At 56.1% G+C, this 24,661-nt stretch carries 17 protein-coding genes and 2 pseudogenes; 3 read left to right on the top strand and 16 right to left on the bottom strand.

Going from position 1 to position 24,661, the window contains the following annotated elements; all coding sequences use genetic code 11:
- Window positions 1-64: 64 nt before the first annotated feature.
- The 7 genes from ACD578_RS09785 to ACD578_RS09755 form a co-directional block, all read right to left on the bottom strand.
- On the bottom strand, window positions 65-1,153 hold the full coding sequence (locus ACD578_RS09785) for a glycosyltransferase family 2 protein (protein ID WP_404292638.1): 1,089 nt from the start codon (window positions 1,151-1,153) through the stop codon (window positions 65-67).
- Window positions 1,154-1,438: 285 nt separating this feature from the next.
- On the bottom strand, window positions 1,439-2,860 hold the full coding sequence (locus ACD578_RS09780) for a lipopolysaccharide biosynthesis protein (protein WP_404292636.1): 1,422 nt from the start codon (window positions 2,858-2,860) through the stop codon (window positions 1,439-1,441).
- A gap of 147 nt (window positions 2,861-3,007) precedes the next feature.
- Window positions 3,008-4,015 (bottom strand): SDR family NAD(P)-dependent oxidoreductase, encoded by a 1,008-nt coding sequence (locus ACD578_RS09775; RefSeq protein ID WP_404292634.1) that lies wholly within the window; start codon window positions 4,013-4,015, stop codon window positions 3,008-3,010.
- Window positions 4,012-4,785 (bottom strand): sugar transferase, encoded by a 774-nt coding sequence (locus tag ACD578_RS09770; RefSeq protein WP_404292632.1) that lies wholly within the window; start codon window positions 4,783-4,785, stop codon window positions 4,012-4,014. Before ACD578_RS09770 ends, ACD578_RS09775 begins: the two co-directional genes overlap by 4 nt.
- Window positions 4,786-4,798: 13 nt before the next feature.
- Window positions 4,799-5,983, bottom strand: a complete 1,185-nt coding sequence (locus ACD578_RS09765; RefSeq protein ID WP_404292630.1) for a DegT/DnrJ/EryC1/StrS family aminotransferase — start codon at window positions 5,981-5,983, stop codon at window positions 4,799-4,801.
- Between the two features lie 48 nt (window positions 5,984-6,031).
- Entirely contained in the window at window positions 6,032-6,748 is a 717-nt protein-coding gene (locus ACD578_RS09760) for an NDP-sugar synthase (RefSeq protein WP_404292628.1), read from the bottom strand.
- Between the two features lie 662 nt (window positions 6,749-7,410).
- Entirely contained in the window at window positions 7,411-8,430 is a 1,020-nt protein-coding gene (locus ACD578_RS09755) for a GNAT family N-acetyltransferase (RefSeq protein ID WP_404292626.1), read from the bottom strand.
- A 522-nt stretch (window positions 8,431-8,952) separates the two neighbouring features.
- On the opposite strand from ACD578_RS09755, the gene asnB reads away from it, so the two are divergent.
- The 3 genes from asnB (at window position 8,953) to ACD578_RS09740 (ending at window position 13,420) form a co-directional block, all read left to right on the top strand.
- Window positions 8,953-10,917 (top strand): asparagine synthase (glutamine-hydrolyzing), encoded by a 1,965-nt coding sequence (gene asnB / locus ACD578_RS09750; RefSeq protein WP_404292624.1) that lies wholly within the window; start codon window positions 8,953-8,955, stop codon window positions 10,915-10,917.
- A complete protein-coding gene (locus ACD578_RS09745; RefSeq protein ID WP_404292622.1) occupies window positions 10,907-12,049 on the top strand; it encodes a glycosyltransferase in 1,143 nt (380 codons plus the stop codon). Before asnB ends, ACD578_RS09745 begins: the two co-directional genes overlap by 11 nt.
- Window positions 12,050-12,130: 81 nt before the next feature.
- Entirely contained in the window at window positions 12,131-13,420 is a 1,290-nt protein-coding gene (locus tag ACD578_RS09740; protein WP_404292620.1) for an O-antigen ligase family protein, read from the top strand.
- 616 nt (window positions 13,421-14,036) lie between these two features.
- On the opposite strand, the gene ACD578_RS09735 is transcribed toward ACD578_RS09740, so the two are convergent.
- From ACD578_RS09735 to ACD578_RS09695, 9 genes and pseudogenes are all read right to left on the bottom strand, one after another.
- Window positions 14,037-15,041 (bottom strand): acyl-CoA dehydrogenase family protein, encoded by a 1,005-nt coding sequence (locus ACD578_RS09735; protein WP_404292618.1) that lies wholly within the window; start codon window positions 15,039-15,041, stop codon window positions 14,037-14,039.
- A 65-nt stretch (window positions 15,042-15,106) separates the two neighbouring features.
- Window positions 15,107-15,208: pseudogene (locus ACD578_RS09730) on the bottom strand (hypothetical protein); the annotation flags it as partial.
- 84 nt (window positions 15,209-15,292) lie between these two features.
- Window positions 15,293-17,626, bottom strand: coding sequence for an AMP-binding protein (locus ACD578_RS09725; RefSeq protein ID WP_404292616.1), 2,334 nt, complete (start codon window positions 17,624-17,626; stop codon window positions 15,293-15,295).
- Complete coding sequence (locus ACD578_RS09720; RefSeq protein WP_404292614.1) at window positions 17,623-18,267, bottom strand: AMP-binding protein; 645 nt, start codon at window positions 18,265-18,267, stop codon at window positions 17,623-17,625. The genes ACD578_RS09725 and ACD578_RS09720 overlap by 4 nt, the downstream gene beginning before the upstream one ends.
- Window positions 18,264-19,322, bottom strand: a complete 1,059-nt coding sequence (locus tag ACD578_RS09715) for a thioesterase domain-containing protein (RefSeq protein ID WP_404292612.1) — start codon at window positions 19,320-19,322, stop codon at window positions 18,264-18,266. Before ACD578_RS09715 ends, ACD578_RS09720 begins: the two co-directional genes overlap by 4 nt.
- A 13-nt stretch (window positions 19,323-19,335) precedes the next feature.
- Window positions 19,336-19,950, bottom strand: a complete 615-nt coding sequence (locus ACD578_RS09710; RefSeq protein ID WP_404292610.1) for a 4'-phosphopantetheinyl transferase family protein — start codon at window positions 19,948-19,950, stop codon at window positions 19,336-19,338.
- Window positions 19,951-20,805: 855 nt separating this feature from the next.
- Entirely contained in the window at window positions 20,806-22,047 is a 1,242-nt protein-coding gene (locus ACD578_RS09705; RefSeq protein WP_404292608.1) for a Zn-dependent hydrolase, read from the bottom strand.
- 102 nt (window positions 22,048-22,149) lie between these two features.
- Window positions 22,150-23,588 (bottom strand): annotated as a pseudogene (gene hydA, locus ACD578_RS09700) (dihydropyrimidinase).
- An 82-nt stretch (window positions 23,589-23,670) separates the two neighbouring features.
- Entirely contained in the window at window positions 23,671-24,660 is a 990-nt protein-coding gene (locus ACD578_RS09695) for an ABC transporter substrate-binding protein (protein ID WP_404292606.1), read from the bottom strand.
- Between the last annotated feature and the right edge of the window lies 1 nt (window position 24,661).

The following is a 24,661-nucleotide window of genomic DNA, read 5'->3' as shown; positions in this document are numbered from 1 at the left end:
AACGCATTCCGAATCATATCAAACATTACTTTTTAGACATTCTAATCTGTATCCCGACAAATAACTAATCCTGCCTGAGAACAATCCACTCTCCCCGATCATGCCAGCGGTTCCAAAACCGCACCAAGCCTACCAAGAAGCCGAAGCCATACGAAAGATGAAGGGCAGCAAAGGCTAACGAGAGGCGCGGCATGAGCTCCCAACCCGCTCGGCGAGCCGTTAGAGCCGAGGCGGCAATGTTCGCCAATGCATAGCTGCCGATAACTATCCCGGCGCCCCAAATCGCAAGATTGAAGAAAGGGGCCAGGAGAACGCCTACTACGAGCGCTGCCGCAAAGAGGGGAGGCGCGAATTGCCGGGGGCGCATTTGTAATGGATGTTTCTGCATGACTCTGATCTTCCAGTAGCCATACTGATAGTACTGTCTCCAGAGCGAACGCGGCGTGCTACGGTTATAATACCTTGACCGGATGTTCGGGCTCAACAGGATCTTGCCCCCGTTCTCGAGAAGACGATAGTTGAATTCGTCATCCTGGTTTCGAACCTGTTCTTCATCGAAGAGACCGATGCGCTCAAATACTTGCCGGGGCCACGCGCCCATTGAAACAGTGTCGCTCCATTCTTCGCGATCGGAGTAGTGAAAGCGACCGTGTCCAACACCGAAACTCGTACCGGTGGCTAAAGACACCGCCTCGCCAAACCGTCCTTCACTGACAGTCTCCATTCGACCGCCGACATGATCGGCACCGGATCTTTGAAGCGCCGCAACACATTGATGGACGTGATCATGTTCAAGGAAAGTGTGGCCATCAACACGAACGATCACGTCGCCGCGGGCCTGTTTGAGAGCGGCATTAAGGCCTGTAGACGCGATCCGGGCCGGATTGTCGATAATCTTAACCGGGATAGCAGGATAAGACGCTGCTACAAGAGAGATGATCTCTCGCGTATCATCTGTCGACATTCCATCTGCGATCAGTACTTCCAGCCGATCGTTAGGATAATCCTGTGCAAGTACGGCGCCAAGGCTTTCCTCGATGAAACGAGACTCGTTCCGGACCGGCATTATGACGCTAACGAAAGGGCGATCCGACAGGGCGGGTTGCCTTTCTTCCGGGTAGCTATCGATAAGGCGTCCATCTATATAGTTCATCGGCTGTTCTCTTTTCTAAAGCAGGCGTCACGTTCGGTCCCGCCGCACCTGAGTCAGATGTAGCTCGGATGCGCGTTGCCATAGTGAGAGCTAAAAAAGACGGCATAAGTCGCACCAGAATGATCGATGCAATCGGGCAATGTGCCATGTGATTGTAACCTCAATTGAGCGCTACTGTCTTTGGCCCGATTGGGGTGCTCCTATGTAAGAGGAGCCAACTTCTGCGCCATATAGACTGCTGTCGCGTGATCCTATGCCTGATGCCTGCATAGGAAGAACCTGATATTACCTGCCTCGAACGCGACTGTTGCATAACGCGAGGCACAGGACGATCTGAGCCAGCGTTGCGCAAGCGCCCGTGACCGAGAACAAAGCGATCGCGGCGACATCGCTATGGAGATACAGCGCGCCAACTGCCAATGCTCCTGCTTTTACTGCAGTTGTACCGATCTCATAGGCTAAAAGTTGGCCTTGAAGCCCCATCAAGGGAACAGCGCTCAGCGTTGGCACAGCTATAAACGCGAGATAGGAAGACAACGATAGCCATCGAGCATACTCGCCGGCGATCTCCCAGTCAGCGCCGAAGACAACTCCGAACAACAAGGGGCCTGTGAAGGCAACTACGCCAAAAGGAAAGATCCCTATTGCCGCAAGGGCTATGCTGCCTCTGAGGAGAATTGGGCGTAGGCCTTGTGACTGATGACTTGCCTTGGCAATGCGGGCGAGAAATACGGGCCCCGCAGCTTCCGCTATCACAGTGTTGGGAAGGTGAATAACACGTGTAGAAAGAAGATAGAATCCGACAGCAACCGGTCCGACGAGGGACGCGAACATGAGCGACGGAATGGTGTAGGACAGATCTCTAAGCCACTTCTGGGGAGCACGAAAGAGCGGGAAATCCCGGTAGCGATTAGCCACTGATCGCAATGTTACAGACGCTGTAGCCTCTTCCGATGAAGGAGCCACAGTTTCCCGTCGCAGCAGGGAGGGACGGGCTCTTAACCATAACAAAACGGTTTGCAGTAACTTGGCCATGACGCCTAGGACCAGGAGTACCGGGGCAGTCGCGGAGACAAGTCCGATCGCAACCTTTGACGTATTGTTCGCAAGCGCTTCTACAATGTTGATACGTGAGATTTCATTGAACTTTCCCTCTCGGTAAAGCCAGTGATGAAGCGGCTGACAGAGGCCGGAGAGCAGGATCAGGAGAGGCGCGAAAAAGAGCAGTTCAGGTGAGGCGCTGAATCCGATCGCCGTCGCAATCTCGTGACGAAAGATCCCGAATCCGAGAAGAGAGATGAGAGATATGACGGTGCAAACGACGGCAGAAAGCTTGAGGAGAGACCGAGCTTCCGCTTCCGACGGGGGCAGCACGATAGCAGACCCATACATGAGGTCTGCAAAGGAAGCGATGATGAGTACAGTTGCTGTGAAGACGCCCACTGCGCCGAACGCTTCAGGGCCGTACAAGCGAGTGATAAGCGGCGAGAAGGCAATGGTGATAAACTGAGCTGCGGCGGCGCCTCCAATAGCCACGCTTGCGCTGCGAATGAATGGATGATTTCTTATATCACGGAAGCGTGTTGACGATCGAAGTACAACGTCGCGCAGCGTCCTGCTTGCAGCGTTTGAGCCGTACGGGCTTTCTTCTAGAGCCGATTGGACCGGAAGTGATAGTTCCGCATTATGAGAGTTGCCGCGCCACATGTGAATTGCTCAATCCTCGTCCGCAGCGATCACCATGCGGAACTGCACTACTCATACGACCGATGTGATCCCAGGAACGACAATTGTCCAGTGTCGGACCTTGGAATGCCGGATAGGACGGAACGCCAATCCAGATCTAATTACGTTCTATGTACTGAAAGCTGCATCTCGACGTACCAAGCCGCGATTTATGCGGTCGCGCCACCAATCGATCGTTCGTTCAAGGCCATCGTACAGAGCAACGCTCGGCTGCCAGCCAGTCTCTCGCGAAATGCGACTGCTATCGGAGAGAAGAGCGCGCACCTCAGAGTTCGTCGGTCGAAGGCGTTGAGGATCTTGAACAATGGGTTTGCTGCAATTGGTCGCCTCCAAAATCATGTTGATCAGGTCGGAGACTGTAACAGCCTTTCCGCTTCCTGCATTATAGGCTTTGCCGAATTCAACGTTAGACGATGATCCGATAGCGAGAAATGCAGCAACAGTGTCCTCAACGAAGGTTAGATCACGAACGGGAGATATATCACCCACCCGTATGTCCGAGCAGTTTCGATCGAGGGCTTGACGGATGATAGTCGGGATGATGGCGCGCTCGCTTTGACGAGGACCAAACGTATTGAACGGTCTGAGAGTGACTACGGGTAAATCGAAGGAGCGAGCAAACGCCTCCGCCATCATATCGGCCCCGATTTTTGAAGCCGAATAGGGCGACTGACCCTGCAGAGGATGCGATTCATTGATCGGCATTGTGATGGCCGTACCATATACCTCGCTGGTCGATGTATGTATGACGCGCCTGACACCAAACTCTCGCGCTGCCTCAAGAACGTTGAGTGTTCCAACAACATTGGTTTCAACGTATGAGTGAGGGGTCGTATAAGATTGAGGAATAGCTATCAGAGCTCCAAGATGGAAGACGATCTCATGATCGCGCACAATACGGCGCACGAAGGCTGAATCACGCAGATCGCCACGTACCAGACTCAATCGAGATCGAGCCTCGTCTGGGATGTCATCCAACCACCCGCAGCTGTCGAATGAATTGTAGAGGCTCAAGGCCGTCACGCGGGCTGACCGAGCAACAAGTGCTTCGGTCAAATGTGAACCGATGAAGCCATCAGCGCCGGTAATGAGAACCTTAGTGTCTTCGTATCTCACGCTTCAGTACCCCGTGTCGTGGCCGCACTATGGATTGCCATGGGAACTTTCGGCCTGGGCAGCAGAACGTGCGGGCTCTCACCATTCACGTTAGATACTTGTGCCCGCGGTAGCCTTGGACCAATCCTCAGAACAGCAAGAACCCCGTAAGCAAGCCATAGAAGGTCGTGGAAAAGGCTTCGGCGGGAATAATACTGTAGATCGATGAGAGCTTTGGCCGGAAAAATCTCCAGGCGGTAGAACTCGCTCGGATCAGAGTCTCGCGGATAGAGGGCGCATTCGTTCCGGAAAGCCACCTGACTTGGCCCAAGAATGCCAGGCTTATGGTTCAGCACTTCCGTGAAGTTGCCGGTGAAGCAGTCTGCGAAAGCGAGAGACTCCGGACGAGGCCCAATCACCGACATGTCGCCTCTGAGTGTATTCCAGAGTTGCGGCAATTCATCCAACTTTGACGATGCCAAGAATTTTCCGACAGCTGTCAATCGCGGATCCTCTTGTAGAGTTAGAGGAGGCCCGCTTGTGCCGCAGTCCTTGTGAAACTTGCGAAACTTGTACATGTAAAAGGGCTGTCCATACCTTCCGAGGCGTACCTGTTTGAAAAAGATTGGACGTCCACTTTCAAGCCAAATGGCGAGAACGATGAGCAAGAGGGCAGGGGAGAGAACGAGGAGAGATAATGATGCGAAGACGACATCGAATATACGTCGTGTTACCTCTGAGATTAGGCGCAGTAAGATAGAAAAACCGCTTTTAACTTGCGAATCCGGCATTTGCCTGCACTCCCTAGCAGCGAATTGACTTCGCAAGTGCATGTGTAATTCGTTCTATATGCACAGCATCGAGACGGGGAAAGAGCGGCAGAGTCAATTCTCGCCTGCCATATTCTTCCGTTCTCGGAAGCTGCTTAGATGGTAAGTGTTCTCGATAGAATGAAAACAGGTGCGCTGGAGGGTAGTGGATCGTTGTTTGTATGCCCGCGTCTCTCATCGATTTTATCACGTGTGATCGATCGGCACCGTCTGGTATGACCACGGGCATAATGTGATAGGATGATACGTCGCCTGCAGTGAAGGGAACAACAACCTCTGGGGCATGCTCTTCGAGCAGCGATCTATATAATTGGGTCAGATGTCTTCTCTTGTGGTTCCAGGCTTCGAGATGCCGCAGTTGCACAATGCCTATAGCAGCCCTCAGCTCATCCATTCGGTAGTTGAAGCCGAGCATAGTCATGTCATAGCCGGGACTTGAACCAGAATGGCGCTGAAATGTGCCGCTCGTCAGACCATGGCCGCGCATTTTCCGTATCTTCTCGCGCAGGTTCTGGTCGGAGACGATGACTGCACCTCCTTCAGCAGTCGTCATATTTTTGTTGCCATAGAAACTAAGAGCCGCAGCGACCCCATATGTTCCGACGTCTTTAAGACCTGTTGCGTGAGCAGCGTCTTCTATGATGAGCAGACCTCTCTGATCCGCGAACTTTTGCCAAGCTGAACGATCAGCAAGATAGCCGGCGTAGTGAACGAGAATAATTGCTTTGGTTTTCTCCGTGCACTTTCTTGCTGCATCATCAAGAGACATCAACGGGTTGTCGATGGTGTCAATATCGACGAGTACAGGAGCGGCGCCGACATACAGGATGCAGTTGATCGTAGCCACAAAAGTCAGAGACGGTACCAGTACTTCGTCGCCAGGTCCGATGCCCAGTGCATGGAGAATGAGATGCAAACCGGCGGTGCAGGAGCTGACTGCAACTGTCTCTTCTACATCATGTATTCTTGCAAGATCCTCTTCGAAGCGCTGGACTCGCTCGCCCATTGTTATCCAGCCGCTGTCGATGACCTCGCATAAAGCAGTCTTTTCCTCATGGCCAAGCACTGGATCTGCCACAGGAATAAAGGAAATGTCTGTGATTGACGTTGATGATGCCACACTATCTTCAACCTCAGGAGCGGACGCCGCTGCAAGCATGATTTTCTCCGGAAAGCATCTCGTTACGCGTGACGTTACGCTTCGAATTCAGGCTTCGATCGCCGCAAGTGATGGAACTTGCTCATCCCAATCGATCTCTTGCGCTTTATGGAAGTCTTCTACACGACCGATGTCGAGCCAGAGACCCTGATGCTTATAGATATGGACGGGAACGCCTCTCTCCATCATGCAGAATACGAGATCATCGAACCCGAATGGCATGCCTGAGGGAATATAACGGAGTACTTCTGGCTCCATGCAGTAAGCACCCATGCTGACACAGTTTGAAAGTGTCGGCTTTTCCCGAAAGCGCGTAACCATACCATCGACATCATCAACAACGCCGAAGTCCATTTTCGTGGTTCTTGTTGTTGTGGCGATCGTCAGCGGGTGAGTATGGCTTCGGTGGAATGAACTAAAAGCGTTGAGACTCAGGTCAGTAAGCACATCGCCATTCAGAACGAGAAAAGTGCAGTCCAGTTTGTCACGCAGGAGCGTCAACGGACCAATTGTGCCGAGCGGCTCCGTTTCCTGCGTATAAGTGATATTCATGCCCCACTGCTTGCCGTCACCGCAGACGCTGCGAATGAGATGTCCTAAATACCCTGTCGTGATATAGATATCTTCTATGCCGTTTCGCCTGAGCCATTTCAGGAGAAGTTCTATAACTGGCTTAGCGCCGATGGGCATTAATGGTTTAGGCAGGACAGATGTATATGGTCTCAGGCGCGTGCCTCTTCCTCCCGATTGGATGACTGCTTTCATTCATGCCTCCCTCTATTTGAAGCCAACGTTTTTGCTTTCGGCAGAATGAGCTGCTTCGTGTGCTAAAGCGTTTGTCGCAAACCCTGACCACAGGCTTGACGTGCTTGGACGACCTAAGTCCATGAGCAAACGTCAATGCGGCCTCGGCGCGCCTATTCTCTAAAAGCCCATGAAAAGATAGCATTGCTGAATGATCGAGCAAAGCAGACCACCGTTCATATTATGAGTTAATCCTAGAGATGAAGCCGATGCGTACGGTGTATTCAGGGTCGCAAATCTTAGAATCTCGACGCGATTCTTGGAATGTTGCGGCGGGATTTAGGCGCTGTGCGGCAGCTACGAATAGCTGGAAGAACTGTCGACATAGGGGATTTGGATTAGACACCTAAGCTCTCTTTCCCGCAAAATCGATCAAGCGGAAAATGATTGACGGACTGAGTTTGGCTGTTGTCTCGAATTTCAGCCGATATTGTACAAATCGCCCCGGGTGATAATGAATGATCGAGTTCTATCCCACTGAAGCGCCGAGGCGTCACATTCGATATGTGGACGGTCCGTCTCGCCCTGCCTGTAGGGGTGGCATATTTGATCTGATTCGTTGCGCGCCTGATAAGTGTTCAGGGCGGTACCTGGTCAGTTACATTAAAATTATTTCCTGGGGCCTATGTCGCAAGGAAGGACCTCCTCAACGCTAAGACCTGTCTTTTCATGTTGCGCCCGTAAAAATAAAGGGCTTTGGCCGTGTCTCGGGCAATGGCGGTTGCTGCTCCACGAGAGAGACGAAACTCCATGAACGGGACTTCTTCACCTCCGTACTTTCGTTTGTATTCACCACCGTTCCCCCAGTAGTGCCATTGTGTGCCGCGCCTCTTCCAGTATTTCATTGCATGCCAGTGCAGGGTCTCGTTGGGACGGAGATGTTGGTACTCTCGAAAGCTGGCGTTCCCCCAGAAGAAAGATATTTTGTTAAATCCGGGGTAGATGCCCGTTGCGATGCATCGTCCATCGGCATTTCGTGCGCGAAGGAGCAGGAGGTCGCCGGTCGGGTAATATCGTTTGATCAGGGCCTCGACGCGCTCTTGCCGATAAGTGGGCGTCAGGTTCTGTTTAGCAAAAACATCAACGAGCTGCTGATAATACTCGGCTGGAAAACTATCTGGATCTGCCTCTTCCACTATGACATCGCTCTTGGCTGCCTTTCGAACGCAGCGGCGGCATGCGCTGTCCATGCGGGAGAACAATTCCTCTTCAGAGAGGGTCAGGTCTGAGCGAAACGTCTGGCCTGTTCGAACATGGAAACCAAGCTTGACCATATCGTCCCCTGCCAGGAACGGATCGGCTATCTCAAAATGATGACAGTTCAAATCGCGGAAAATGAAGGGTATTAGTGCCGAAACGGCTGCGGTTCGTGACACTCCGGGAGAAAGGTTGAATCCCATATAGGGGGTCGTCCAGCCCGGAAACGGGCTGCCCATGATGCTAAAGCCCATCCTTTTGATGAGGACACCCGTGAAAAAGCCAAGCGTTGAACCGGCGTCCTCAAGTCTCGCGACGACGGGTTCTCCGCCTTGGGTTTGGCACACAAAATCCAGCCAAGCCTTTCTCTGTGAGAAAGTCCGATCGGCAAATGTGTCGAGGCGTTCCCAATCAACGAGTTTGTAAGGCTCTCTTGTAAATCTCATCTGGTACCATCGAAAACGAAAATGTCGCTATAACCTCGATAGGTGCTTGCGACCCATCATTCATGCTATTCCGGCTGTGGTCCAGTCGCGATCAGTGGAGACTACACCAAATGCACCGGACCTACATCCAATGATCCTTTGCCCGATGCTTTTGGATGAAGCATTTGGCACTTCTGGAGGACACGTCGCGCCTCGATGTGAGTGCCGTATGTAAAACTGTCCGGTTGATGTTTCGGCTCAAGAATATCTTCTGTTCAACGCTTAAGAATGCCAAACTTCTGGATTCTCTCCAATACGTGAGAAATCAGCCCGTTCGACGCGTAATGTTAGAAATCTGCCTGAAGTGCTTAGCGCCAAGGAGTTACCTCGATATGTTGGTTTCTAGCTAGAATGAGCCGCTGCTCACTTGTGCTTTGATGATATCTTGGCTTCGCTTCGGACAAGATGTGGGTTCTCCACCTAAATCAGGTCGCGAGATGGTCACGAATTGCATCAAGTGGAGCGCCTTTCCAAGGGAAAATCATGTGTGGCATCGTTGGGTTTCTTTTCACGCCTCGAGGTTGCCCTGGCGAGCCGAGTCGAATTCTGGAGCGGATGACTGCAGCGTTAGTTGCGAGAGGGCCCGACGATGGGGGGCACTGGATAGATACCTCTGCTGGAATTGCATTCGGGCATCGACGCCTCAGCGTCGTCGATCTGTCACCAGCTGGTCATCAGCCGATGATCTCCGACAGCGGGCGCTACGTGCTCGTATTTAACGGGGAAATATATAATCATATAGTCATTCGAAAAGAACTGGAAGAGACTTGCCCGGCGGATCAAACCCTTCGCCGGCGCGACGACTCTCTTGGCCGTTCGAGAGGTTGGAAAGGTGGATCCGATACGGAGACTTTGCTCGCCGCTATCGAGAAATGGGGTGTCCGCGGTGCGATCGACCGATGTGTCGGGATGTTCGCATTCGCCCTCTGGGACACACGGGATCGCACTCTGATATTGGCTAGGGACCGCCTCGGAGAGAAGCCTCTGTATTACGGGCACACGAATGGAATGTTTGTTTTCGCGTCCGAGCTGAAGGCATTCCAGACAATTCCCAATTTTTCGCCGTCCATCAACTCGACTGCCCTATGGCATTACTTCTATCAAAGAGCGATTCCGGCTCCCTATTCAATTTACGACGGCATTTTCAAACTGGAGCCAGGTCAGCTGCTTACGCTGCAGGTGAGGGGAGAATCTGCATTCAGTGATATCAAGACCGAGTACTATTGGTCTCTCCAGACGGCACTCGATCGCGATTCATTTCGCGGCACGGTCGATGATGCGGTGGATGAGCTTAGACATCTCCTTGTCGAGGCTGTTCGCATGCAAATGATTGCTGATGTTCCAGTGGGAGCGTTTCTTTCTGGTGGCATCGATTCCAGCACCATTGTCGCTCTCATGCAATCGGTGTCGAACCGTACAGTTCAAACCTATACGATCGGTTTCGAGCAGGATAGCTTCAATGAAGCTCATCATGCTAAAGCTGTTGCACAATGCCTTGGCACGAACCATCAGGATATGACTGTTACGTCGTCTGATGCGCTCGCAGTCGTCCCTCATATTGCTGAAATATGGGATGAGCCATTTGGCGATAGCTCCCAGATTCCAACAGCGGTTTTAGCGCGACTCACCCGCCAGAACGTAACGGTTGCATTAAGCGGTGATGGAGGCGACGAACTGTTCTTGGGCTACAAACGACAACGCACTGCCGCTGCCATTGAACGCATTCCCGGAAAACCCCTTCTTGGTGCGCTACTGTTTGCATTTAACTCACCCTCAGCAATGATGCGACTGCGGGCTCTTCCTGTCGGTCGCTCTTCCAAAGCTGCTGCAAACCGCCTTGGAGCGATAGCCGAGATGTTCGCTTTGGACAATCCTGCTCATCGGTACATGGCATTCTCCTTCCGGCCGGACTACTGGAGCTCAATGCTGAAGGAATCTTCGGCCTATAATATCGAAGCTTTGGATTTTCCGGTTTCCGGCGCGCGTGACATACTCTCGCTCGTGTCTGCAATGGACACAGTGACGTATCTTCCAACTGACATTCTTACGAAGGTGGATAGGGCTGCTATGGCGGTCAGCCTTGAAACCCGATTGCCCTTGTTGGACCACAGGGTCGTCGAGTTTGCCTTCACCCTGCCTTCTTCCTATAAAGTTAGACATGGGTTGACCAAGTGGCCGTTGCGCCAGATCTTGAACGCCTATGTTCCGCATTCTCTCGTCGATCGGCCCAAGATGGGCTTTGGCGTACCTATTGGAGATTGGCTGAGAGGACCGTTGAAGGCGTGGGCGGCAGACCTACTTTTCTCAAAAGATCTCCAAGATGAATTTCTCGACGAGAAGATCGTTGAAAGAATGTGGCAGGACCACCAATCTGGAACTTGGAACTACGCAGACCACTTGTGGCGCGTGCTGATGTTTCGTGCATGGCAGGCACGCTATGGTAGATAAGAAGATCAATGTTCTGTTTTTTCTTCCTAACCTTGTCGCCGGAGGAGCTGAGCGTGTCATTCTGACATTGCTGAGAAACCTGTCGCGGGACCGGTTCGAACTGTCCTTGGTGCTCGTTAATCATAAGGCTGCGGCTCTTATCAATGATCTTCCATCCGATATAAAAATCTATGATCTAGGAGCTTCTCGTCTACGGTTTGGGTTGGTCAAGGTTGCGCGACTTCTATGGAAGTTGAAGCCCGACATGGTCTTTTCAACAATCGATTACTTGAATGTTGCGCTCGGAAGTACTCGTCCTTTTTGGCCAAATGGCACCGCCTTTATCGCCCGCCCCGCAATTCTTTTCAGCGCTGAACTCAAGACACGAAGGCGACCCGTCATTTGGCAGCTGCTCAACAAGGCAGCAGTCTGCAGCGCCGACCTTCTGGTGTTTCAGTCCCGTGCCATGGAGGAGGACTTCCGAGTTGCCCTCAATTGGAAAGCTGGGCGAGCGGTCGTCATACACAATCCCTTGGATTTCGATCTCATTCAGAAACGATCTCGGCAAATTGAGAACACGGGCTTTGATCCCCGCCACTTCAATTTCGTGGCAGCGGGGCGACTTGAGGACCAAAAGGGCTTTGATGTTGCAATCGAGGCAATAAGTCGTTCCAGGAATAAGAACATCACTCTCACCATTCTCGGGGACGGCACCTTGCGTCAGTCGTTAGAACGATTGGTTGAGGAACGAAAACTGCAGCACCGGGTGAAGCTGCTCGGATATATCCAGAATCCATATCCTTATTTTGCGAAAGCTGATGGATTTCTTCTGTCGTCTCGCTTTGAAGGCTTTCCTAATGTGGTGCTCGAAGCGCTGTCCTGCGGTACTCCGGTTGTAGCGACGCCAGTTGCGGGTTTGAGCAGCACGTTGGAGGACATTCCAGAATGCCGCCTCGCGGCGGATTTTAGCGCGTCAGCTCTGGCTTATGAAATCGATGAGTTTGCAAACAAAGGGCGGTGTAGAGTTGGGCCTGAAGCTGTCAAGAGCTTTGATGCGCACCATATAGTTGCAGAGTATGAAAGGGCGCTGGATGCGCTCAACTTTCAACGTTCTCAGCGTCGGGAACTTCTTCAAGCAGTCAATTGCGATTGATTGATGCACTCGGAAGACGTTTCATCAGGTGGCAAACTGTTGTTGCCCAGAATGAGCCGTGATCAAGCGGGAGACGATTAAGTGCTGGCCAATACACAGACGATTGGGTCGCATTCCGCATCGAGTCGATTCCTCAATCCCGTTGGATTGGGATTGTTATTGTTTACTGGATTGAATTTGAACGCCGTTGCCGCAATGTTTCTCGGCGAAGCTGAGATGTTGTCTCCCTTCGTTCTTGCATTGACGGTTATTCTGACTCTTCAATATGCCAAGTTGCGTCATTTATCATTGGTTTACGCTTTGTTCACATTGACTATCCTGTCATATCTTATGATGGGCTCAATGCCTAAGATGGCCACAATAAATATCGATGTATATTATATGAGACTCTATTTTGCTACATTCTTATTAGTTTCCGCGATGTATTTCTGGATTGTTTCTCTTGATGATGCGCAAGTTTCATCTGTTTTGGTCATTTTTAAGTATCTCACACTCATTGCATGTGTTGGCACAATTTTCTCAAGCACCCTGCAACAGTTCCAGGCGGTGAACCCCGCAGACGCGATCTACATGGGACAATTAGAAGAAGATCGTGCATCCGGCCTATTCGAGAATCCGAACCAAGCCGCCACGGCCGCTTTGTATTGTCTTGTTATGGTGGTCGTTCTTCCTGCGCGGAGTCTTTTCTGGAAAATGGTTCAATGCGGTATTGCCGTTATTGCTCTGGTGATGACGTTCTCCAAGGCGGCTATGCTTGGAGGATTGGTGTTGACTGCGGCCTTCCTGCTGACGAGGCGATCGCTGGGAATTACGCTGCTGTTTTCAATAGCGGTTGCTACGGGGGGCATCGCACTCTGGTTCGTCTATGAACATGATCTGTTTCGGCTTTCATGGGATCAGCGGGAGCGCTTGGCAGACGTGCTCAATTTGGCAGGAGGAGAGGTCAGCGCACGAACGACAACGGGGCGTACTGTGCTTCTTGAATTCGGATTTGAGAAGATCAAGGGCGTTTTTCCGTGGGGTGCCGGCTTGGGTGAGTTCCACGCCATGGAAGGTGGAATCAGGAAAATTTCAAATGGAATTGAAACAGGCAGGTGGTTAGGCGTCCACAATACCTTTTTGACGATTTTGGGAGAGAGCGGACTCATTCCTTTCCTAGTGTTTCTTGCGTTCTTGGCCTGGCCTATCATTGCCGGAAGAAACTCAAAGTATCGCGGCATCATCTTTGGGTTTACAATGATACTCATCATCCAGATGTCTGCCGCTCATGACGTTCTGTTACTCCGTTTTGCCGACGCGACAATTGCGATCACGATTGCTGTCGCTGCATTGGCAACTCGAGAAAAGGCGCCATCAAAACTACGTCATTAGATCCTTGCACTCCACCCGAGGAAGGCATGCTTTTGATTTGAGGTGGATTGAATTCTTAATCCGCTCACGTCACAAGTTCCTGACTGTCAGCGTGACGATTGCCGCGGCCCCTTTCGGTAATTAGAAGCTGCCATCTGGGTGGTCCACACAGGACCCGAAATGATACCGGTGGATCGAACCTATCAGCTCCGAAATGGCGAGGTCGCGGCCGTCGTACCCATATCCATCCAGGCTATCAGCTCACGCTTCGGCTCTAACGTCTGAGCTATTGCATGTCCGCCGGCGGATCAAGTTGCCGCTTGAAATTTCCGTGAGATGTGAAGACGCCCGCGCGCGCCGGATCGGCTGAGGAGTTATCGCCGTTTCTGCCGTGCGGCTTTTATGCGTTACCCAAGTGCGGCTCAAACGAAGATGCCGACGATCATGAGACAGTTCTGCCAAACATATTCCAGGCTTTTGAGCTGAAGCGTTATTCGGTCTTAGCTACCGCGAAGTTGCGTTTCGGGCCCGTCGCAGCAGATGCGGACTCTTCGCTTCGGCCTGGCAACTGGGCCCGGTGAAGCGCTATGGACCTAGAGAATAGCCGGCGGCGCTCCGATCGCTATCTCGATGCCAATCAGGACATCGACGCGATTACGTCCAGCATCACTTCCGTTGCGCCACCGCCGATTGACAGGACGCGGGCGTCTCGGGCCATGCGCTCGATTGGGCTCTCGCGCATGAAGCCCATGGCGCCATGGAACTGCACGCACGTATACATGACCTCGTTGACGAGTTCGCCACAGAACGCCTTCACCATCGAGACTTCGCGGATGCAGTCCTCGCCCGCTGCCATGCGCCACGCGGTGGCATAGAGGAACTGGCGGCCCGCCTCCACCTTCGTCGCGAGCATGGCGAGGCGCTCGCGGATCGCCTGCATGTCCCACAGGACTCCCCCGAATGCCCGGCGGGTTCGCACCCAGGCGAGCGTCATATCGATTGCCGCCTGGGCCGCTCCGATTGCCATGGCAGCGAGGACGAGGCGCTCGTTCTGGAAGTTGCCCATGATCGAGTAGAAGCCTTGGCCCTCCATGCCGAGCATATTCTCGGCCGGGATGCGGCAGCCGTCGAAGACAAGCTCCGCCGTGTCGGAGGAACGCCAGCCATGCTTGTCGAGCGCGCGGGCTACCTTGAGGCCCGGCGTGCCCTTCTCGACGAGGAACATCGTGATCCCGTGGCTCCCGGCCGACGGATCCGTCTTGGCGGCGACACAGTAGAGGTCCGCGTAGACGCCGTTCGTGATGTAGAGCTTCTCGCCGTCGAGGATGTAATAATCGCCGTCCCGGCGGGCGCGGGTGCGGATGGCCTTCACATCTGAGCCGGCATCCGGCTCAGTGATGGCAACCGCGGTAATCACCTCGCCGCTGACGATGCCTGGCATCCAGCGCGTCCGTTGCGCCTTGTTCCCGTCATGGAAGACGTGGACGGAGGCCATGTCGGTGTGCACCAGCGTCGCGATGGCGACGCCGCCATAGGTCGAGCGCCCGAGCTCTTCGGCGAAGACCGTTGACGCGACCGCGTCCATTCCGGAGCCCCCGTACTCGGCTGGATAGCGGATGCCGAAGAAGCCGAGTTCGCCCATTCGGCGCAGGACAGGACGAGGAGGATGAAGCCTTCCTCCTCCCAGCGGTCTGCATGCGGCTTGATCTCCTTATCGACGAAGCGGCGCACCTGGTCGCGCAGGAGCTCGTAGTCCCCCGCCGCCCAGGGCAGCCCCGAGCCTCGTGTCACTCCTCCAACTCTGTCCATACTCCTTACTCGCTCTGCTGTCTGGTCATGTACAAAGACGTCGGCCGAAGTGGTTTCACGAGGTCGTTCAAAGATCCCTGCGGGCTAGATCTCGATTTCCTCCCTTGGTCCCTCAGATGTCGAAGGGGCTCTCGACTCTGCCACCCAGAGCATTCCGTCGATCACCTCCGCCAGTCCGGCCACCGTCGGGCGCTCGAAGAGGTTGCGGAGCTGCACGTCGACGCCGAAGGTCTCCCGCATGCGCGACACTGCCCGCATCACCAGGAGCGAATGACCCCCCAGGCCGAAGAAATTGTCGTCGCGGCCGATCGACTCAACCTTCAGGAGATCGCACCATAACGCGGCCAGCATCTTCTCCGTTGCCGTTGAGGGGGCGACGAACTCCTGCGCGGGCTGGATATTCTCTGCCGTCGGCTCGGGAAGCGCAGCGCGGTCTATCTTGCCGTTGGTCGTGAGCGGCATCCGCTCCAGGCGGACAAAGTGCGTCGGCATCATGGACTCCGTCAGCTCTTCAGCAAGGTGGGCGCGCAGGTCCGCCACGGTCACATCCTTCGACGAGACATAGTAGGCCACGAGGCGTGCGATGCCATCTTCGGCCGCGACCGGTTCGACGTAGCCGATCTCGGCCATGATCTCCTTGACGCGGTGCACGTCTATCTCGTCGTTCAGCTCGTCGATCGCCTCATCGCGCGTTTTCTGGCCCAGCCGGACGTCCCAGCTGTAGGGCAGGGCGTAGTTGTGGTGTCCCCGCTGTTTCTTGTGGATGTAAATGCCGACATCGTTGATCAGGCAGTTCGTGGAACGCCCGGTGTCCGCAGGTCGGTCCCATCCTGCCTGCGTCTTCAGGAATTCGAGCATGTCCTCCAGAGGAACGCTCCAGTAGCGATAGAAGTCGATGAATTTTACTTCCTCGAATATAGAATCGTTCCGGAACACGTCCACGTCCAGGTAGCGCGAGACCGCGTCCTCGCGGCGGTGGTACTCCTTGCGCGCCTCAGTGACGAGCGCATCTAGGCGGGCCGGGTCGTAGTCGTCCCGCTTGAAGACTTCCTCGGTCAGCCGTGTCTCGAAGAACTGGCCCCGTGACAACCCGGTCACGATGTACCCGATCCTATTCTCGCGGGCGAAGTTCGTAGCCAGGGTGTAGATCGTCTTGAAGCAGCCGTTGCAGACATTCGCGAACCGTTTCAGGCTGTCGACGAAGATCTCGTTCATGTGCGGCGTGCTTCCCCAATGGTGATCCACGCCGAGCGAGTTTACGAGCCGCCTGATGTTTGCTTTGGCCCCTTCCGAGATAAAACCGTTGTCCAGGGTGAACGTGAGCGGTTTCACTCCCATCGCGACGAGCTTGCACAGCATGTAGCTGCTGTCCTTGCCGCCGCTCAGCAGCACGATGCAGTCATAGGGACCCTTCCGGTTCGCCTGCATCTCCGCGATGAGAACCTGGAGATCTTCCGGTGATTTGAAATAGGTCTGCGCTTTGTCGACATACGTGTCGAACGCTCGGCAGAGATTGCATACACCGGCAGCGTCATACGTCGTGTCGGGCAGCTCGGACGCGAGACCGCAACGTTCGCAATAGCGTGGTTTTGTTACGGGTTTTGCCGCCAATGCTTGGATGACGGCAACTGCGCACTCGTGGATGGCCGGGTGTTTCAGAAGGCGGGCTTCGATCTCACCCAGTTCCACGCGGGCGCCACCGACCTTCACCTGGTGGTCGGCGCGGCCGAGGAAGTCGAGCCGCCCTTCCGAGTTCCAGCGGGCGAGGTCGCCTGTCTTGTACAGTCGCAGCTTTGAAGCCACATCCCGCGGATCGGCGGTCGTGAGGAACCGTTCGGCGGTCAGGTCAGGGCGATTGAAATAGCCTTTCGCGAGGCCAACTCCGGCAATGAACATCTCACCTATAGTTCCGGGTGGGACGGGCTGATGCCGCTCGTTGAGGACGTATATCCCGGCGTTGGCCGCCGGAGCCCCAATCGGTACGGAAGGGGACTGATCGCGGTCAATGTCGAACCGGTGAATCATGCAGCCCACGGTGGCTTCGGTAGGGCCGTACTCGTTGTAGATCTCGACCGGATGGGAAATGGCTTTCGTGATGTCCCGGGCCAACTCGGTCTTGAAGTCCTCGCCGCCTACGATGAATTTGCGCAACCGCGTGGCACGGAGATCACGGTCGCGGATCATCGCGAGATGGGCCGGTGTCAGTTTCACGATATCGACAGCATCATCGTCGATGATTTTGAGCACGACCATGCTCTGCGCGCCGGGATCGCCGCGGTACACCACGATGCGGCCGCCGGTGATGAGGGGCGTGAAGAGCGTCGTGACGGTCAGGTCGAAGGCCAACGAGGAGAACAGAGGCCAGGCGAGGAGTTCGCCGGCGCTGTACACCCGGGCAGCCCACCAGATGTAGTTCACGAGACCCGATGCTCGATCATGACACCCTTGGGCACGCCGGTCGACCCGGACGTGAAGATGATGTAGGCGACGCTGTCCGGCGCGGCCGCGGACGGCTGGTCCGTCTCGGGTTGGGTCGAAATCGACTGGAAGTCGGCATCGAGCACGAGCACGTCGGCGAGGTTGGGCGAAACAGCAGATTGCAGGCGCGCCTGCGTGATCGCGACCGGGGCACGTCCGTCCGTCCCAGCGGCAATATCCGTCAGGATCGTGGCGAGGCGACCCTTCGGCGTGGCCGCATCCACCGGAACGTAGGCCGCTCCGGACTTCAAGATGCCTAGGATCGCGACGACGACCTCGATGGAGTGCTCCATGAACACGACGACGATCTGTCCCGGCCCCACGCCGGTCGAGGTGAGATGAGCGGCCATCTGGTTGGAACGCTCATTCAGCTGCCTATAGGTCAGGCTCTTGTCACCGAAGCGGATCGCCTCGGTATTGGGGCTACGTTCCACCTGCGCGCAGAAGAGATCGATAATGGTCCTGTCCGATGGATAGGGCGCGGCCGTGGCGTTGAACTCAACGACCAGCGCCTGATGATCGCGCTCGTTCAGGAGGGGAAGAGCGACGCTCTCCGTCGCGGACAGCAAGATATGATTCATGAAATTTCCTCGCCTCTTCGAACCGACTGACGATACAGCTCAGCGATAGCCGGGGCGTCCGGCTCCGAGAGCATAAGGGGCCCGTAGCAGCTCTCTGGTCCGTAATAGACCTCGGCCTGGGGCACCGCCTGAAGCCATCGGAGCGGCGCCGCCCCCGATCGCAGCCAAGCCTTGTTCGGCAGAAAAATGCACACGCGGCCCACGTAAGGAGTGGGATTATACCGCCGCACGGCCGTGATGGCCGTGGCTGAGAGCCGGAATCTCCGCGCCAGGACCGGATCCGCCTTGGCCGTTTCGTTGCTTGCGTGAACGTGGGTCAGGAGCGGTCGGAAGCGATTGCCGCGGTCCCGGATGCGGCCGCGTAGATACTGGAGACGCTCGCCCAGATACTGAAGGCGTGCCGCGAACGACGGCTGCTTCGCAGCCTTCTGCAGATGGTGAGTGACTGCGCCCATCCGACGCTTGGCTTCGAAGAGAATCTGCCGGTGCAACGCCTGATATGTGCTGGGGTGAAGGGGGCCGAAAAGGGCCATGCAGCGGACATCTGCCCCGCGTTGACCCAGAAGTTTCGCCAGTTCGAAAGCGGTCGACGCGCCGGAGCAGTAGCCGGCGATCACGTAGGGGCCGTCAGGTTGGAATTCGAGGATCTGGTCAGCGAAGTACTCAGCGATGTCTTCAACACGCTCCATGGGCTCGGTCCGCCCGTCGAGGCCCGGCGGCTCAAGCGCGAAGAACGGTTGATCGTCGCCCAGGCGCTTTGAGAAGGCGGAGAACGAGAAGACGGCTCCGGCGTGTCCGGGCACGGCGTAGATGGGCGTGCGCGTCCCGAGGGACTGGAGTGGCACGATGGCGGGCTGTTGCCGGGCGGCCGCCGTGGCCATGTTCAGGAACCCGATGATTTCGCTCTTTCGGTCCCGCAGCTGGTCGCGGAACTCCGGCGTCAGCGCGCCCGCAGGCGCGCTGCACCGCAGCTGGCTACCCTCCAACCAGACCTTGATGTCCTTCCCCGCAAGGTCGGAGAGGAGGTCCGGGATCGTCATCGCATCCGTGGTCATAGGGACCCTCCAATCACTTCTGAACGACCGCGGTCCCGACATATCCCGGTTTCGGCACGAACGTATGGACGGCCCAATCTCCGTCATCCGAAGGCACCGAATGCCCTAAACCACACCCCAAGGCTTTGGAGATGGCTTCCAGCCGGGTCCAGCGCTGGAGGAACCCCTCGAGCTGGTCCTCCGGCGGGAGGGCGCGATAGGACACGTACTCGGGATTGGAAAAGCAAAGCGCCGCGATATCGTCCGCTTCGGCCACAGGCCGCACCGCCTCGATGTCCACCCCGACCTCGCGCGTATTCGAGAGGGCGATGACGGCCAGATCTTCAGATCGGGAGACACCGAAACGCAACTCTCGAACAGGCATACGACGTGAGAGGCGGGGCTTGCCCTGGGGGCCGTACTCCAGCTCCACGTCGGACGGCGGAATCCCCAGCCTAGAAGCGAGAAGATGACGTAACCGACCCCGCGTAGCCACGAACCGACGGCGGTCGCGTTCCCATGCCAAGCCATCGACGCGCCGACGTTCGTCCTCGGTCAGACAAGCGCCGATCTCACGCACAAGGTCTGGTTCAGCATCGAGCGTGAAGGCCAGGACCTCCAAGCCGTCATTCTCGAGAACCGGCATCATGATCTCGGACCTCAGGTCAGTAGCCAGAGTCATACGTGGATCCCGATCGCTTGGGGGCGCTAGTCCGCGCAAGAGCAATTCACTCCGATGAACGGCAATGCCATTCATACGGAGTTTATCGATCAAACATTCAAGATAGTGTGGAAGCAAGTAGCGCCTGTTGGTTATTTTGATGTATGGGGCCTCTACATCGAAAGATGAAGATAGACATAGATGCATATACACCGTTGCTCGTGGGAGCCGCCGCAGGGCCGTAGAGCTGCACAAATCAACTTGATGAATTGTTGTATTTTATAGCCGACACTACAGTCTCACGCTGCGCTGGTGCTCGAATTATCTGCTGATTTTGCAGGGGATGCTGCCATGGCGGGTGGGGCGAACGAGTAGCCCTTTGGGTTGGTGTGCGGAGTTGCGTCAGGTCAAAGCTCAACTCAAATCTCTGTTTGCACATCCGATTGTTGCGGCCCCGCCGGCCGCTTTCCCTCATACTTTGCTTGGCGCCGAGCGGTCCAAGACAGGTTGTAAGTGCGCGAAAGCCGCGGGCAATCAGACTGCGGCATTCGCAAGCCATGCTCGAGCGCAGCATGGAGGGTTTTTTTGTTTGGTCAGTTCGAACTCGTCAGGGCCAAGTGACAACAAGCATGATCTTGTGGGAACAGAACTGCCGCTGGTGTCTCGGTTGTCCGCTGAACGGGAAAAAGCCAGCTGGCCTGTAGGCCGGGCTTCACGTCTTATGGAAAACTTGGCTATGGAAAGGCGAAGCTACCGACGATCGCTTTCTCACCGAGTTCAGGCTGCCTCTATATGGATATCAGGAGCGCCAGATATTCTTGTATTGGGCCTATCCCGAAGAGTTCAGTTGCTGAAGCGCTGATCATACTCCAAGACGGCGTTCAGCAGGACCTGAGCGCCTGCGGAACACTCCTCGAAAGTCGTGCTTTCCGCCTCATTGTGGCTCAGGCCTCCGGCACAGGGGACGAAGATCATCGTCGTTGGGGCGATCCTTGCGATATAAGCCGCATCGTGTCCCGCCCCTGAGACCATCTCCCGTGCGGGCAGCCCCATTTTGTCGATTCCGGTCCGCACGGCGGCAATACAATCGGGATCGAAGCGGACTGCAGGCGAGTCCCATACCTTCTTCACTTCGGATTCGAGGCCGATCTCCCGGGCGATAGCCGGGACGGATTCCAGGAGCTTGCGCTCCATCTCATCGAGAACCGTGTCGTCCGGATGACGGAAGTCGACCGTGAAGAAAACGTGTCCTGGGATGACATTGCGGGAGTTTGGCTTGACCTCCACAAGACCAACCGTACCGACAGCAGAGGGAGCATGTTCAAGCGCGATCTGGTCCACGCGCTCGATGACGCGCGCGGCTCCGAGCAGAGCATTCGTGCGAAGGCTCATCGGAGTCGATCCGGTATGAGCCTCGCGGCCGGTGAACTCGATCTCGTACCACCGCATGCCCTGCACGCCGGTTACGATGCCGATCACCTTCTGCTCCGCTTCCAGGATCGGACCCTGCTCGATGTGGAGCTCGAACATGGCGCCGAACTTGACGGACCCGGGGACAGCCTCGCCACGATATCCGATGCTCTCGATGGCCTCAGAGAAGGTCGTACCCTGACGATCTTCGCGACTATCCGCAAAAGCCCTGTCAAAAACCCCGGCATAGACGCCGGAGCCGAGCATCGCCGGCGCGAAGCGCGAACCTTCCTCATTAGTCCAGTTGACGAGCATCAGCGGTGCATTGGTCTCGTAGCCAAGGTCATGGAGGGTGCGCATGACCTCCAGCCCGCCGAGAACTCCCAGGACACCATCGAACTTGCCGCCGGTCGGCTGCGTGTCGAGATGGCTGCCGATGGCAATGGGGGCGATGTCGTTTCTCTTGCCCGGCTTGAGTGCAAACATGTTGCCGACTTGGTCGATAGTGATCGTGCAGCCCAGGGCTTCACACTGGCTGCGGAACCAGTCGCGGACATGCCGATCGAGATCGGTCAGGGTGAGGCGGCAGATGCCGCCTTTCTCGGTTCCGCCGATTTGCGCCGTATCCATGAGACTGTCCCAGAGACGCTGCGGATTGATGGTCAGGTTCTGCATGCTCGGATCTCGTGATGAGAATGATCTCTGCCCATGAGCGGGTGAGGGCTCCCCGATGGAGGATCACCGGAGAGAAGGAGGAAGGGCGCTAGAGCTGGAGGCTCAGCGCGCGACTGCCTTTGGTGCAGTCTTGGTTTTCCAGAGGCGCTGCGCCTCGGCAAAAGCCGGGAGCGGGCGACGGGAGACGAAGCGGCCCTGCCCACGCTCGGCCCGGACCTGACCGTTCTCGGCCGCGAGCCGGCCGCGGAGAAAGACCTTCGCAGGCAGACCGGTGAGCTCGAAGCCCTCGAACACATTGTATTCGATCCGGCTGACCTGGTTCTGTGCGGTGATCGTCTTCGTTGCTTTCGGATCCCAGATCACGATATCCGCATCGGCTCCGGGCATGATGACGCCCTTCTGCGGATAGATGTTGAGGATCCGGGCGGAATTGGCGGAGGTCACAGCAACGAACTCGTTGGGTGTGAGCCGCCCGGTGTTCACGCCGGCACTCCAGAGCACCGGCATGCGATCCTCGAGCCCGCCCGTTCCATTCGGAATGCTGCGGAAGTCACCCAGACCCATGCGCTTCTGCTCCATGGTGAAGGAGCAATGATCGGTGGCCACTACCTGGAGGGAGCCGGACTGGAGACCGGCCCAGAGGCTGTCCTGGTGAGACTTCGGCCGGAAGGGGGGGACATGACTCGCTGAGCGGCATGGTCCCAGCTCCTGTTGAGGTAGTCCGTTTCATCCAGCACGAGGTGCTGGATCAATGGCTCGCCGAAAACCCGCTTGCCTTCGGCGCGAGCCCGCATGATTGCCTCATGGGCTGGCTTGCTCGAAGTGTGGACGATATAGAGCGGGCATCCTGCCATATCGGCGATCATGATGGCGCGGTTGGCGGCCTCGCCCTCCACCTCGGGCGGTCGGGAATAAGCGTGAAACTCGGGACCGGTCTTGCCCTGCGAGATGTACATGTTCTGCATCTGCGCGACCACGTCGCCGTTTTCGGCATGGACGAGGGCCGTAGCGCCGAGTTCGGCGCAGCGCTTGAAGGAGCGGAAGAGGATGTCGTCATCCACCATCAGCGCGCCCTTATAGGCCATGAAGTGCTTGAACGTGTTCACTCCGTGGGTGTTGACGATCTCGCCCATCTCGCGCTCGACGTCGTCGGACCACGAGGTGATGGCAAGATGGTAGGAGTAGTCGCCGGCGGCTTTCTCGGATTTTTGACGCCAGTCGCGATAGGCATCGACCAACGATTGCCCCGCGCCCGGTATGCAGAAATCGACGATCATCGTGGTACCGCCCGAGAGGGCGGCCTTGGTTCCCCACTCGAAATCATCGGCCGATACGGTGCCCATGAACAGAAATTCCATATGGGTATGCGGATCGATCCCGCCCGGCATGACATAGGCGCCATCGGCATCGACGATTTCGGCTCCGGCGGGCGCCTCGAGATTCTCGCTGACGGCGACGATCCGCCCTCCGTCCACCAATACATCGGCGCGCCGGCTCAAATCGGCATTCACGACGGTGCCGCCGCGGATGAGAAGGGCCATGATGATCTCCCTTGATTGTTCTTGACCTGTGGTTGATTGAAAGCTCCCCTCCCAGTCCCGAGAGGGGAGTTTCGGGAACGGCTTACATTTTTGCGTCGACGACGACGTGAGACCAGGCGCCCTCGGGCTTCTTGGTGATGACGGGCGCATCGCCGCCGGAGGACAGCAGGGTCGCGACCGTACGGTCGAAGTCGGCTGGATCAAGCTTGCCCTTGGCGGTGTCGAGGAGCTTGGCGATCTCACCCGCCATGCGCTTCTGGTGCTTCTCGGTCTGCGCGCCCGAAGCGTCATTGTCGAGAACGATCGTGGCTGCCTCATCCGGGTTCTGACGCATGTAATCCCAGCCTTTCTGAGAGGCCGCGACGAACTTCGCCATCTTGGCGACGAAGGCCGGATCCTTCAGCTTGTCCTGCACGACATAGAGGCCGTCCTCAAGCGTCGCCACGCCCTGATCCTCATACTTGAAGACCACGAGCTGCTCGGGCTTGAATCCAGCGTCGATGACCTGCCAATACTCGTTGTAGGTCATGGTCGAGATGCAGTCCGCCTGCTTCTGGATAAGCGGATCGACGTTGAAGCCCTGCTTCAGCACCTTCACGCCGCCGGCCGAGCCGTCAGTCTTGTAGCCAAGCTTCGCCATCCAGGCGAGGAAGGGATATTCATTGCCGGAGAACCACACGCCGAGAGTACGGCCCTTGAGGTCCTGTGGGGTCTTGATGCCAGTTTCCGCACGGCAGGTGAGCATCATGCCGGACTTCTTGAACGGCTGGGCAATGTTGACGAGCGGAACACCCTTCTCCCGAGCCGCGAGCGCAGAGGGCATCCAGTCCACGATCACATCCGCTCCACCGCCTGCGATGACCTGTGGCGGTGCGATATCCGGGCCACCCGGCTTGATCGTCACGTCGAGGCCGGCCTCCTTGTAGAACCCCTTGTCTTTGGCGACATAGTACCCGGCGAACTGGGCCTGCGTCACCCATTTCAGCTGGATCGTCACCTTGTCGGCCTGTGCGAAAGCAGCACTCGAAAAGCCGAGAGCGATTGCCCCCGCCAGTAATGTGGTCCTGATCATT

The organism is Microvirga sp. RSM25 (genome assembly GCF_044784385.1).
Lineage (GTDB): Bacteria > Pseudomonadota > Alphaproteobacteria > Rhizobiales > Beijerinckiaceae > Microvirga > Microvirga tunisiensis.
Note: the sequence above shows the minus strand (reverse complement) of the source record. Positions and strands in the feature narration are given on the sequence as shown.

What these genes read in the sequence shown, in the direction of transcription:
- ACD578_RS09785 (WP_404292638.1), bottom strand. Translation starts at nt 1,153, where the DNA reads ATGAACTATATAGATGGACGCCTTATCGATAGCTACCCGGAAGAAAGG.
- ACD578_RS09780 (WP_404292636.1), bottom strand. Translation starts at nt 2,860, where the DNA reads ATGTGGCGCGGCAACTCTCATAATGCGGAACTATCACTTCCGGTCCAA.
- ACD578_RS09770 (WP_404292632.1), bottom strand. Translation starts at nt 4,785, where the DNA reads ATGCCGGATTCGCAAGTTAAAAGCGGTTTTTCTATCTTACTGCGCCTA.
- ACD578_RS09765 (WP_404292630.1), bottom strand. Translation starts at nt 5,983, where the DNA reads ATGCTTGCAGCGGCGTCCGCTCCTGAGGTTGAAGATAGTGTGGCATCA.
- ACD578_RS09760 (WP_404292628.1), bottom strand. Translation starts at nt 6,748, where the DNA reads ATGAAAGCAGTCATCCAATCGGGAGGAAGAGGCACGCGCCTGAGACCA.
- ACD578_RS09755 (WP_404292626.1), bottom strand. Translation starts at nt 8,430, where the DNA reads ATGAGATTTACAAGAGAGCCTTACAAACTCGTTGATTGGGAACGCCTC.
- asnB (WP_404292624.1), top strand. Translation starts at nt 8,953, where the DNA reads ATGTGTGGCATCGTTGGGTTTCTTTTCACGCCTCGAGGTTGCCCTGGC.
- ACD578_RS09745 (WP_404292622.1), top strand. Translation starts at nt 10,907, where the DNA reads ATGGTAGATAAGAAGATCAATGTTCTGTTTTTTCTTCCTAACCTTGTC.
- ACD578_RS09735 (WP_404292618.1), bottom strand. Translation starts at nt 15,041, where the DNA reads ATGGGCGAACTCGGCTTCTTCGGCATCCGCTATCCAGCCGAGTACGGG.
- ACD578_RS09720 (WP_404292614.1), bottom strand. Translation starts at nt 18,267, where the DNA reads ATGAATCATATCTTGCTGTCCGCGACGGAGAGCGTCGCTCTTCCCCTC.
- ACD578_RS09715 (WP_404292612.1), bottom strand. Translation starts at nt 19,322, where the DNA reads ATGACCACGGATGCGATGACGATCCCGGACCTCCTCTCCGACCTTGCG.
- ACD578_RS09710 (WP_404292610.1), bottom strand. Translation starts at nt 19,950, where the DNA reads ATGATGCCGGTTCTCGAGAATGACGGCTTGGAGGTCCTGGCCTTCACG.
- ACD578_RS09705 (WP_404292608.1), bottom strand. Translation starts at nt 22,047, where the DNA reads ATGCAGAACCTGACCATCAATCCGCAGCGTCTCTGGGACAGTCTCATG.
- ACD578_RS09695 (WP_404292606.1), bottom strand. Translation starts at nt 24,660, where the DNA reads ATGATCAGGACCACATTACTGGCGGGGGCAATCGCTCTCGGCTTTTCG.